14 protein-coding genes and 1 pseudogene are annotated in these 12,480 nt (G+C 26.7%); 5 read left to right on the forward strand and 10 right to left on the reverse strand.

The window, feature by feature from the left end; genetic code table 11:
- Positions 1 to 383: 383 nt before the first annotated feature.
- Together BGI42_RS15305 and lepB are read left to right on the forward strand one after the other, a co-directional pair.
- Positions 384 to 1,379 (forward strand): CAP domain-containing protein, encoded by a 996-nt coding sequence (locus tag BGI42_RS15305; protein WP_069680003.1) that lies wholly within the window; start codon positions 384 to 386, stop codon positions 1,377 to 1,379.
- Positions 1,380 to 2,226: 847 nt separating this feature from the next.
- A complete protein-coding gene (gene lepB, locus BGI42_RS15310; RefSeq protein ID WP_069681202.1) occupies positions 2,227 to 2,757 on the forward strand; it encodes a signal peptidase I in 531 nt (176 codons plus the stop codon).
- Between the two features lie 1,099 nt (positions 2,758 to 3,856).
- Here lepB and BGI42_RS15315 read toward each other — a convergent pair.
- Positions 3,857 to 4,957, reverse strand: a complete 1,101-nt coding sequence (locus tag BGI42_RS15315) for a hypothetical protein (protein WP_069681203.1) — start codon at positions 4,955 to 4,957, stop codon at positions 3,857 to 3,859.
- 708 nt (positions 4,958 to 5,665) lie between these two features.
- Between BGI42_RS15315 and BGI42_RS16450 the strand changes: the two genes are divergently transcribed.
- The 3 genes from BGI42_RS16450 (at position 5,666) to BGI42_RS15325 (ending at position 7,248) form a co-directional block, all read left to right on the forward strand.
- Complete coding sequence (locus BGI42_RS16450) at positions 5,666 to 5,974, forward strand: transposase (protein ID WP_084023924.1); 309 nt, start codon at positions 5,666 to 5,668, stop codon at positions 5,972 to 5,974.
- A gap of 72 nt (positions 5,975 to 6,046) precedes the next feature.
- Complete coding sequence (locus BGI42_RS16455) at positions 6,047 to 6,184, forward strand: hypothetical protein (protein ID WP_242984783.1); 138 nt, start codon at positions 6,047 to 6,049, stop codon at positions 6,182 to 6,184.
- 35 nt (positions 6,185 to 6,219) lie between these two features.
- The gene (locus tag BGI42_RS15325) at positions 6,220 to 7,248 is read left to right on the forward strand and encodes an IS3 family transposase (RefSeq protein WP_242984788.1); all 1,029 of its coding nucleotides are present in this window, start codon (positions 6,220 to 6,222) and stop codon (positions 7,246 to 7,248) included.
- A gap of 326 nt (positions 7,249 to 7,574) precedes the next feature.
- Here BGI42_RS15325 and BGI42_RS15330 read toward each other — a convergent pair whose 3' ends face one another.
- The 9 genes and pseudogenes from BGI42_RS15330 to BGI42_RS16315 all read right to left on the reverse strand — a co-directional run bounded on the left by BGI42_RS15330 (position 7,575) and on the right by BGI42_RS16315 (position 12,471).
- The gene (locus tag BGI42_RS15330; RefSeq protein WP_242984784.1) at positions 7,575 to 7,703 is read right to left on the reverse strand and encodes a hypothetical protein; all 129 of its coding nucleotides are present in this window, start codon (positions 7,701 to 7,703) and stop codon (positions 7,575 to 7,577) included.
- Positions 7,704 to 7,858: 155 nt separating this feature from the next.
- Positions 7,859 to 8,185 (reverse strand): hypothetical protein, encoded by a 327-nt coding sequence (locus tag BGI42_RS15335; protein ID WP_069681205.1) that lies wholly within the window; start codon positions 8,183 to 8,185, stop codon positions 7,859 to 7,861.
- Positions 8,186 to 8,194: 9 nt separating this feature from the next.
- Positions 8,195 to 9,202 (reverse strand): hypothetical protein, encoded by a 1,008-nt coding sequence (locus BGI42_RS16460; protein ID WP_069681206.1) that lies wholly within the window; start codon positions 9,200 to 9,202, stop codon positions 8,195 to 8,197.
- A gap of 2 nt (positions 9,203 to 9,204) precedes the next feature.
- Positions 9,205 to 9,756, reverse strand: a pseudogene (locus BGI42_RS15345) (late control protein D); the annotation flags it as partial.
- A gap of 378 nt (positions 9,757 to 10,134) precedes the next feature.
- Positions 10,135 to 10,662 (reverse strand): hypothetical protein, encoded by a 528-nt coding sequence (locus BGI42_RS15350; RefSeq protein WP_069681207.1) that lies wholly within the window; start codon positions 10,660 to 10,662, stop codon positions 10,135 to 10,137.
- 15 nt (positions 10,663 to 10,677) lie between these two features.
- On the reverse strand, positions 10,678 to 11,169 hold the full coding sequence (locus tag BGI42_RS15355; RefSeq protein WP_069681208.1) for a hypothetical protein: 492 nt from the start codon (positions 11,167 to 11,169) through the stop codon (positions 10,678 to 10,680).
- Between the two features lie 59 nt (positions 11,170 to 11,228).
- Positions 11,229 to 11,840, reverse strand: coding sequence for a hypothetical protein (locus tag BGI42_RS15360; RefSeq protein WP_069681209.1), 612 nt, complete (start codon positions 11,838 to 11,840; stop codon positions 11,229 to 11,231).
- Positions 11,841 to 11,860: 20 nt separating this feature from the next.
- Entirely contained in the window at positions 11,861 to 12,229 is a 369-nt protein-coding gene (locus BGI42_RS15365; protein WP_069681210.1) for a hypothetical protein, read from the reverse strand.
- Positions 12,229 to 12,471 (reverse strand): hypothetical protein, encoded by a 243-nt coding sequence (locus tag BGI42_RS16315; RefSeq protein WP_069681211.1) that lies wholly within the window; start codon positions 12,469 to 12,471, stop codon positions 12,229 to 12,231. The genes BGI42_RS15365 and BGI42_RS16315 overlap by 1 nt, the downstream gene beginning before the upstream one ends.
- Positions 12,472 to 12,480: the final 9 nt, after the last annotated feature.

Raw genomic sequence — 12,480 nt, forward strand, 5'->3', positions numbered from 1 at the left:
AAATTAGATTTATGAAATAAGCACTCTTTATTAATAATGTATTATTTATTATTTTCTTCAAAATTTATTCAGTAAACTTTTTTTTAAACTGAAAAGAAAAAACAATGCAGCTTTTCCTAATTTTTTCGAATTATTTTTAATTTAATTAAAAAATTAATGTAAAATAAGCGAGCATTCTTTAGAATTATTAAAGAATCCTATAATAAAAAGGCGCTAATCTGTTTAAAAGCTCTTATTCATTGGTTGAAAAATGTCGTATATGTGTTAGTATAGGAGACAAGGATGTTGCAACAAATTTGAATATATGAAAAAGCCTTTAATAAAAAGGCATATGTTGAAATTTACATATACATCCAAAAATAAATAGCGAGGGAGAGAAACTAATGAAGAAAGCTTTTTTAAGAAGAATAATAGGAGGCGTTGTAGCAGTAGCAACAATTACAAGCCTAAATCCATTAGGGGTATCCGCAGCAGGAAAAAATAATAATTGTAATATTACTAAAAGTTGGAGCAAAGTTTATGGTACTTGGTTCTGCTTAGGTTCAAATGGAGAAATAAAATTAGAAGATTATTTAAATAATTATATAAAAAATAATAAGACAAGCTGTAATTTACAATTTGGGTGGGTGAAACGTCCAACTAAACTTAATGATTCAGTAATAGCTAATAATGATTCAGCTGATACAACAGCACCAGAAGTTAATAATGGATCAAATGACACAACTGTAGTAGAAAATAATAATGGATCAAATGATACAACAATTCCAAATACATCAGAAGATAATAAAGGAAAAGATGACATAACAGTTCCAAATGTAACAGAAGACAACAATGGATCAAATGATGTAACAACTCCAAACACTAATGTAAATGAAGGTACAACTGCACCAGAAAAACCAGTAGATAAGGAAGAAAATGTGCAACCTACAAGTGGTGATTCTGTAAATGTATCAGGATTAAGCAAATTACCAGAAAAATATTCTATAAGCATACAAAGTAATGCAGAAAATAAGATTCTTCAATTAATGAATGAAAAAAGAGTACAAGCTGGTTTACAACCATTAACTATGGATAATACTTTATTAAAAGTTGCTAGATATAAGAGTAACCATATGATTCAATATAATTACTTTGATCACACAAATCCAGACGGAACTAAGTGGACAAACTGGTTACAAGCAATAGGATATAAATATAATACAACTGGTGAAAATATTGCATACAATACTTATGATCCAGTAGAATTATTTAACCAATGGTGGAATTCAAAAGGTCATAGAGACAATATGATGAATCCTGCATATAACAAAGTTGGTATAGGTGTTATTTACGATAAAGACAATAATAAATATATGGGAACACAAACATTCTCAAATTAATTTTACTATGATACAAATGTATTAGTTTAAAATTCGTAATTACAAGTCACTGAAAAATATTCTAAATTAAATAAAGTTTATAAAAAGTCATTGATTTATTTTTCTTAATAATAAGATTAAGAAATTTGAATTGATGACTTTTTTATACTAAATTCAAATTTTAGAAATATATTAAATAAGGATTTTATCTAGTTAATTTCAGATTATTATTTTTAGTTAAAATCTAAGTAACATATTTCGTTATAACTTTTGTAGTATTATATGTTACTAATTTTGTAACAAAATAGGTGACTATTTTCATTACTTATATATACTTCTAAACCTAGTTGAATAAACATATAAACGATTATTATACAAGAATATAATTTGTACTTTATAACTTATAATTAATATGTAAATATATATATTATTCAATAAAAATAATTAAATAAAAAATTATATATTTTCGAGTTAAAGTTATTACCATATAAAAAAGATTATGATTCTACTGAGATTATTTAATCCTTAATAAAATATAATTTTTTTTATTCTTAAGTTAAATAATTTATTAATTTATATGAAATTTACAATAACCTAATCCCATGCGTCAGTAACATATCTACCATCATAATTTAAAGTAACATCTATTCTACAAATTATAGAACTAATTGAAACACAACTATCAATACTAATAAATGTACTAAATTTAAATATTTCATTGAATATTTTGTTATTAATATCTATTGAAAAAATTCCTAAAAAATTATAATTTGTAAATTAATAATTATTTTTCAAATATATTGAATGAAACTATGCTATAATAATATGGCAATTTGTAAAATATAGAGGTTACATAATTATGTAAAATATTAAAGGACAAGTTAAAAAAAATAAAAAATCAATAATAAAAGAATGGACAATCAATATATCAGTGGTTGCCACTATAGCATTTTTAGTATGGCATTTTGTAGGATATAGTGCTTGGATTACTAGTAAATCTATGATGCCAACATTAGAAGTTAAAGATAGATTACTTGTAGCAAGAGTCCATAACTTTGAAAATTTACGAGAAGGAGATATTGTACTATTTAAAAATGATGAATTTCCAGATGAAATCTTAATAAAAAGACTAATAGGACTTCCAGGAGATAAAATAGAAATTAAACATGGTGTTGTATTTAGAAATGGAGAAGAAATTAAAGAAAACTATGTAAAAAACAATATAGAATATAATAGAACTTTTAATGTACCTGAAAATAAATTTTTCTTTCTAGGAGATAATAGAGCTCATTCTTATGATTCTAGATGCTGGCACTATCCTTTTGTTGATAAATCATACATACAAGGAAAGGCTGTACTTAAATATTATCCCATAACAAATTTTGAAATGTTTAAGTAAGTTATAATGTTTTTCTTATTAATATAGTAAGAAAGAAAATTTTCAGTAAATTAGTTTTTTTTAAATATCTAATTTAAGATCAATAATAAGTATTGGAAGTGTTTACACACTTCCTTATTTTTTTGAATATTTATATAAAACTATATTCATTTTAGTATTCTTAAGCTTAATTTCTTTTTTAATGTGTATATATTAAGGTATTCTTAGCTAACGTTATATAAAATAAGGGGTTTATGTAGTTAATTTTTTATCTAACAGTTTATATTCATTTCTTTCAATTAATAAAATACACATACTATTAATATTATTTACATACAATTTATGGACAAGAATTATATAACTTAAAGTCTTTATATATAAGGGTTTAGATAGGATTTACATTTTAAAGAAAAGAACAGAAGATTTTATAATGTTATCCACTTATTTTATAATTTTAAACTATATTTTTATAACTTTAAGATTTAATTTTATAACTTTACATTTATTATGCTATTTAATTTTAAAAATAAAAAAACATGATAAGTATTTAGCCTAAAATAAGCCAAATCATTCATCATGTTTCTTTTTTTAGATTTTAAAAATGTTTACATATAATATATTTTTACCATATATTTAAGAATATAAACTGATTTTAAAGGATAGCTAATATAATATTTAATTCAATTTATATTTTATGCACCACAAATAAACCTAGGATATTAAAGGTTTTAACATAGTTTTAAGTTAATTATAATATTAAATATATTGGCAAATTCCTATTATAAATTTCCTTATTCTATGCCAGTTATATTCATATATCAACACAACTTAAATTATGTGTAAGATTTAAATGTTTTAATATCTAAGGTTAAAAGTTTTTATAATAATAGTATAAATCTAGGGGGAATGCCTTAAATTATAGAATTTCTAAAGGTTAAAAGCTGATTAAATCTAAGATTTTAGACATTTTGTTAAGAATTGAGAGTGTAGAGCTAAGTAAAAAATTCCTTAATAAAATTTTTAAATATGTATTTTAGAAAATCTTTAAGCATTTTATTAAAAACTCTTAACTTTCACATGATAACTCTCACCTAAAAAGCGTGATCAATTCACTTTGTTCTTATAATAAGGCCAAGGCTTTTTTTATATCAAAAGTTATATCATCATCATAATCAGCTTTATTATTAGTGTATTCTATAAAATGTTCTCCATATTCATACTTTCTTATGTTGTTTGTTTTTTGAATTTCTTTAAATTTTTTATATTCATTTACAACACTTTTAACTACAGCTGCCGCATATGCAGGCAATGATTTTATGTTTTCTCTGCTTTTATGAATTTGAATAGCTCTATATTTATTAATTATAAGTTGAGCTACCCTTTCTTTTAAAAACCACTCTTTAAGGTTTGATATAGCTCTAACTAAATGCATTATAAGCTTTTTAGTTAAGGTTATGCCAGCAAATTTTATCTTTTCTTTAACAAGGTCATATTCTTTAGGATTACTAAGTTTAACAAGTTCAATGTATTCATCTTCTAAGACTTTGTTATCAACTGCTGGACATTGAAAATAAAACTTAAAGTTTGTAATTTTCTTAGGTGATAAATCTTTGACTCGCATATTTTGACTATTATCTTTAAATATATGTTCATATTTAGTAAGCATCTTATTTATGGTATATTTAGCATAATATTTACACTTAGTTTTTAACACCTTCATCCATGAACTATTAGGCTTTAAAAGATTCATAGAAAAACTATCATGGAACTTAGATGCTTTAGAATCGCATAACTGTGCCATATATATAATAATCCTTTTTTCCCTAGCTTTCATTTTTCTAAATTCTTCGGTGAAAAAGAAATTTCTTATGTTAGTATAACCTGTTAAATCCATATAAGACTCATCATTAGAATCGTATTTTGATTTAGTCATATTCTCCATATCAACTAAAACCCAACTATTTAATTCTTTATCAAAAGATAAAATACACTTATCTATTAACTTATCTATGCAATTAAATATAGTCTTGTATGAAGCATTCATATTTCTTCTAACAAGATTTATAAGATCTGCTTTAGAATCACTAAATGTTTGTATAAGATATTTTGAATTTACTTCACTAGATATATAAGCTAAAGATATATATGTATCAAGAATATAGTATTCATTACATTCAAATATTATCTTAGATAAATGTGAATTATATAGTTTAGTGGCCATTTCTTTCTCACCTCCCTTAGCTTAAAAAAGTATATGTTTTATTGTATTTTATAAAGCTAAATAATGCAAAACAGGCGATTTTTCCACTTAGATACGTAGATTCTGTGCAAGGTCTGACGAAGGAATGCGACCTAGAGGGTATTTTTCCACTTAGATACGTAAATCATAGGACACAAGGCTTGAAGCTAGTCATAGAGTGGGTTTAAAGCGTTTTTTGAATTTTCAATATTTTTATTTTTATTAAATTCATAAACTTTTCATGTAATTTTTCCACTTAGATACGTAAATCCTATGCAAGAGAAAGGGAATTTAAAAGGAATGAAGATATTTTTCCACTTAGATACGTAGATTCTATGCAAGATAGGTTCTAATATCCTAAAAATTTCCATAAAAATTTATTAAAATTTTTTTAAAAAATTTTAATTTTCCACTGAAATATGTAGATTTTCTGCAAAAAAAGGACAATTTCCAGTTAAGTAAGGAAAAATTCCACTCAGATACGTAAATTCCTGATAAGTTTCCACTCAGATACGTAGATTCTGTGCACGAAAATAAAAAAAGTCAGATAAAATCCTAATAAAATTGGAAATTTTAAAGTTATTTCTTATATTTTATTGATGGTGGTGCATATCCCTGGGTGGTAAGATAGTTGTCGTAGAGAGTAATTAATGTTATTCTCGTAAGAGATACAATAAGGAGAGATAATCTATGACAAGAGATAATAGTAAAAATAGAAAATATACAAAAGAAGAAAAAGAGAAGTTAATAGCAAGGATGTTACCGCCTGAAAGTATTTCGCCTTCAAAATTATCATTAGAAACTGGAATAAGTCAATCAACTCTTGCTACTTGGAAAAGTAAAGCATCGGTTTCTAAAATAAAAGGTATTACCACATCTAATAAAACAATATCATCAAGAGAGAAATTTTTAATTGTTATGGAAACATACACAATGTCAGAGAGTGATTTAGGAAAATACTGCAGAGAGAATGGCCTATATGTTGCTGAAATAAAATAATGGCGTTCTAGCTGCCTAGCAGCAAATGACGGTGCTAAAATTATTAACAAATCTTCAGCATTAGAAGAACAATTGAAAGAAGAAAAAAGAAAAGCTAAGGAACTTGAAAAAGACCTTAGAAGAAAAGAAAAAGCTTTAGCTGAAACAGCAGCATTACTAGTTCTTAGAAAAAAGTTAGATGCGATTTTCGGGGAAAACGAGGAAGATTAATCAGCATTGAAGATCGCAGAATTATTGTAGAGCTGATAAAAGAAGCTAATGAAAATGGAGCTAGGTTAATACCAGCTTGTGATGTTGTTGGTATAAGCAAAAGAACTTTTGAAAGATGGTGCAAGCACGGCTCGGTGAAAGAAGATAAAAGAAAAACATGTATAAGACCAGTGCCTAAAAATAAGCTTTCTAAGGAAGAATATCAAAGTGTTTTAAATACTGTAAGCAGACCAGAATTTGCAGATTTACCACCATCGCAAATAGTTCCTAAACTAGCTGATAAAGGAATTTATATTGCATCAGAATCAACCTTTTATAGAATACTTAGAGCTGAAAATATGCAACATCATAGAATGCACACTAAACCGCCTGAAAGAGTAAAGTTACAAACTACATTTATTGCAGATGGTCCAAATCAAGTTTGGACATGGGATATAACTTGGTTAAATACATATACTAGAGGAATCTATTATAAACTATATATGGTTATTGATATTTTTAGTAGAAAAATAGTTGCTTGGGAGGTTTGGACTGAAGAAAATGGTGAACTTGCATCAGAGTTAGTAGAAAGAGCTATGCTATCGGAAAAAGTTAAAATTAAGAATAATCAAAAACCCCTAGTTCTTCACTCTGATAATGGTGCTCCTATGAAATCATATACTCTAAAGGCTAAATTAGAAGTACTAGGAGTAATATCTTCATATTCAAGACCTAGAGTAAGCAATGATAATCCGTTTTCAGAGGCACAATTTAAAACTATGAAATATAGACCGGGATATCCCAAGGATGGATTTGCTACCATAGAAGATGCCAGAGAATGGGTTTCTAGCTTTGTTAATTGGTATAACAATGAACATTATCATAGTGGACTAAAATTTATGACTCCTAACAGCAGACATAATGGTGAAACAGAAAGCATTATGAATAATAGAATAAAAGTTTATGAGGCTGCTAGAGCACTTAATCCATCTAGATTTAATAAAGGAATAAGAAATTGGACACCACCTGAAAAAGTAGCGCTTAATCCGACTGATGAAATCAAGGATAAGCTAAAAATAGTTTAATGTAAAATTATACATATTATATAATTCTAGATTTGTTTGACTATTTACTTCAAATTTATTACTAAAATGTAAGTAAATAAAAGGGTAGTCATATAAATTTTTAAAAAAATTTCATACGACAACTCTCTTGACAAACACCGCCTCCTTTCTATCAATATCAATAGTATATTTATCCTTAATCATAGTTTTTCCTTTACCAATATTATATTTCTGCCTCATCTATAGAACTAATAGCATTTATATTTGCACCATTAGTATTGGATACCTTTACATATGCAAATATTCCATCTTCATCATTTAATAGTTTTTCCATATTCCATCACCCTTTACTTCATTTTAAGATTATGCTCTCCTGAATTATCAGCTGGCTTTGTTTGTTCGAAATCAAAATTTACTTCTCCTTGATGTTTTCCTTTAGCATTTAACATTTCAAATCTATCATGTTGTGAATCCACTACATATTTCTATATTGACTCATATTGTTTATGCGATTATGAGAAATAATAAGGACTATGAACCTATTTCATAATCCTTATCTAAATATTTATATTTTTCTATAAGACTATTAAAAATTTTTCATTATTAATATCCTTATTTGTTATATGATAAATTATATACATCTAAAATAATCATCATGATATTCACCATCTAAGCCGTATATTACTTCATATTCGGCAAATTCTTCATCACTATACTCTAGTCTTATTTTTGATGATATATATTTATATGTTCCATCATCTGTATCATACTCTTGCCATGAATTTATAACATATGCAACACTATGAAATATTATGTTAATTTTATCTTCATTTTTATTTCCAAATATTGTACTATATTCCTCTGGCTCTTCTTGTTTATAATAATAAATATAATTATTATAATCTTTCATAGTCATATCTTTTATATTATGCCTAAGTAACCATTCTTCTAAATTCATACTAACCTCCTAATGCATTCCTCTTCTAAAATAATCAAATACTATCTTTTCCGCATCTTCATATCCTAAGATTCTATAGTCTCCATATTCTTTATTTTTAACTTTTATTTCATAATTATATATCTTAGTTCCCTTCTTAATTCCTGGGCCCTTTAATTTTTTAATTCCATTTTGTCCTTCTGCTCCAACAATACCTTTATTTTTTGCTTTTTCAAAAGCATCTATACCTTTTTGTCCCCATTTTTTTCTCAATTCTTTTATAGTTTTTTCAGATATTTCGCTTGACTTCACATAGCTGGTCTTACCTAAATTTCCAATACCACTTCCAGCAATAAATTCACTCTCAGAATTAAAATTACCCGATATTATGTTTTTAGCAGATTTAATACCAGTGATTGATACTGTTAATTCAGTTTCAGCCAACATTCCTGCTGAAAAATCTCCATAAAGTTCTGCATATTCTGGTGTCAAACCATAACAGTTACCAACCAAAGTCATATGATCCTTAAATGGCAATATACAGCTATCATAAACGCCTTTAACTAAATATTCAAGTTTATATTCTCCAGGTAATTTGTGAAGATTTATATTATCATTCATATATTCTGGTATTGGTTCAAGACCTGTAGTTTTTTTTGTTATATATGTTTCTCCAGAAATATATGTTTTTTTAGGAGGAACATATGTTTTTTCTAAAATATATCTCTTTTCTAAATTTAGATTAACTTCTTTAATATTTTCAGATGAATCATCACAATTACTTTTTGTGTTTGGTAAACCTAAACCAAATGTTACGATAGAAGCCCCAACAATTAATTTAAATACATTTTCAAACAGTTCATCATCATCAATGTCAAGTTCTCCATCTTCGTCAACATCTACAACTCCAAGTGCAGCCATAGCTCCAGAAAGAGCCGATCCAACAGCTCCAGCAACTGATGAAAGCATTCCAGAAATTCCTGATATTGCTACTGCTCCTACAGCACCACTTATTAAATTTCCAATACTAAAGTCCATACTTATTCATCTCCTTCCGGAAAAGGAGCATAAGTTTCTCTACAGCTTCCATTTTTTATTACATTATTACCTTTTATATGGAATTCGCCTTCTATTGAGACTCCATTTTCTGTATTTCTTTTGGTCATTAATATTTGGCTTTGGGCACTTATATTTATGTTGTTTTTTGTTCTTATTATTATTTCTCCACCTGCATTTAGGTTTAATCCAGTTGGACTTGTAAGAGTTACCCCTGTTTCATCTTCAAAATTTATACTTAATGGCTCTTTACTTCCACCTTTTATATTTAAAGCTCCTGGAAGCATTGCTATTTCACTTCCATGCTCTGAAGCAAAGTATCTATTTGTTGTATCTGATGTACCTTCACAAGTATGTCCATTTTTTCTTATGCAACCTGTAACAAGTGGTTCTCCTCTATCTTCGTTTGGAAAATAAAGCCTTGCCCGTTCTCCAATGCTTGGCATTGAATACATTATGTTTACTGATGGTGGTGCATATCTAAACCAAAAAGCTTCTTCTTCACTTTGATTTTCGTCTATATTTAAATGAAGTTTTTACGAACTCTTCTTTTTATTTTTCAGTGATTGTATATCTTTTTATCTTATATATATTATTGTTATGAATTCCATTAGTTTTTAAGTGGAATTATTTAGCTTAAGATTTTTTCGTGTATCATGTTACTTATCTATGTTATCCTTGTTTTACTTGCTCTTAAAGGTATTGGTATTTATTAACTAGGAACTGCTTTATCAATTGACTGCATATATTATCCACTAAAAAATAATGAACCAGCCTACTTAATTTTCAGCTGATTCATTTCATCTTTTCACCACATTATTAATATTATACATTTAGCTAATATTCACATTGTATTTATTTTTGCAGTTAACTTTATTATTATGCATTCACTAACTCTTACAAAAAATAATCAACTAACTATTTACTATATCTACAATATAATGCATTTCATACTCATAATTATCATCATATCCAATTTCACAATCAAATGTATTTCCCCATCCATCGTTTTCTGAGACTTTTGAAAATTTTATTTTATCAATACTTGGTAAATCTATATTATTTTTATTTAGTAAATTTACTATATTATTAATATGATTCAATGTTATATCATTTTCAAACTCTTTATATAAATTTGCCATTCCAACACTTAAAACTTCTAAAAATACATCTGTCAAAAACTGTTGCTCTTCTACATCTATGTCTTCATCATAATCCAAATCATAAGAAAGAGTATTATTATTTAATTCTTCTGGTAATAATAATTTTATTTTCATTTCCCATAATTCCAATTTAGATGAACTTGTAAATTCTAACAAATTCAATACAAATGTATCCAGCCCACTTACTAGTTGGAATTTATTAATTACTTTAAGCAAACAATCTACTGAAAATACAAACCTTCCTCTTATAGATATATTATTAAAATCTAAGCTTTCCATTTTCTCACCATCTTTCTACTTTTCTTTAAATGAAATACTATTGGTCAAATTATACTTATCATATCTTAAATTGATAAAATCACTTTGTCTTAGTTTTTCATTTCTCATATAATCATTTAAATCAGGACAATCTATTTTACTTTTTTCTAACTCCTTTTCAATGCTTAGTATATCTTCTACTGCACTTTTATATGAATATCTTGTATATAAATTAGTTAAACTAATTTTTAATATCTTATCAATAATATTAGCTATACTCTGCTTCTTTTCTTCATCAATATTGTTTAATTCATATCTTTCAATATTTTTTGAATTACGTTTAATGCTATAAATATCTTCTTCCCAACAATCAATATCTTTTTTTGTAAAACCCCAAAAAATTTCTATGCATGCAACTAATTTTTTACTCTTTATATTCCACTCTAGACATAATTTCTCTAGACATGCTATACTGTATGCTACCTCTTCTAACATATTTAAATCTTTAAAATCCTCTTTTTTATGCATTTGTTCCTCCTACTAATAATTTATTCTTGGCACTATTCCTGTTTTGTATTATTTATCACTTAATACATATTTTGCTTATATGGTTCTGCTTGCTGAAGATACCACTGTGTTCCTTTAGTTGTTATTTCACAATTATTACATCTCATTTCAAATATTTGTTTACCTACATTGTAAGAAGCACCCATTAAATCTGATTTGTTTGCTCCTTTTATAAGAGCTTCATTTACTGCTCTTACATCACCACAATTCAAAACATTCCAAGGCCTTTGAGATATATCCTTTAAAATAGTGCTTAAATACTCTCTATCAGCATTTGTTAAATATCCTTTATTAGCATGCATTAAAGCTTCCTCATTTATTTCTACGCCTTTCCTTGCTACTAATTCTCTAATTCCTTCTATAATATCTTCATGAAGATACATTGAGTTTTTTTGAGATTGTAAGTTATCTAAAAATTTATTCAAATTCTTCTTTCCACTTAGTCCAATGTAACTATCACTAACTTTTTGCTTAGATGTATCCCATACTTTAGAAACCATAGTTGTATTAGATTTGCTAAGTTTCTTTGAATTTGCCACTATATAATCTTTAACTTTTTGTTTCAAATTAATATAATTATTTAATTCCTCTGCACTAAGCTTACCATATCTACACTTCCTAAAGTAATCCAATTAGATATATCATATAATAATTACTTGTTATTCTTTTCATATTTTTTACATAAACTTTCAATTTCTCTATAAAAACCATCTGGAATTGTATAATCAATCTCTTGTGCAGGTGTAACTCTAGCCAAATCACCATAAATTTGTAAAAGTAAAATATTATGGTCATCCCTGTCACTCAATCCTATTATAACATCTGGAGTAGTATTAGGTGCATTGCAGTTAGAACGTTCAGAAAACTGTACGTTCTTTAGATAATTCATAATTTCTAATATATCATTTTTATCTTCAGTACTAAATATTCCACCAATATATAAAATCGAAATGGTATCAATACTCTCTGTATCTACACTTTCGAAAATTCTTACTTTAGTACTGCTGTGCCATATTTCCACTAAGTTGGCTGCCCTTTAGATGAAGTGAGATATATTAATAAACCCTTATCAGTAAATTTATACTCCCAATCTTTTAGCCATCCTTCTCCTCCTGCAACCTCTTCTGATTTCTCTCGTTCTTTATCATTATAAACATATACTGTTCCCCCATCCCATCCAGTTGTCTCATTTGCATCAACAACATCATCAAATGCTTTGTGTATCAGGATTAGTGGAATTACAAGAACTAAAATATAATTCATTCATTTACT

It is taken from the genome of Clostridium taeniosporum, assembly GCF_001735765.2.
In the GTDB taxonomy this organism is placed as follows: Bacteria; Bacillota; Clostridia; order Clostridiales; family Clostridiaceae; genus Clostridium; species Clostridium taeniosporum.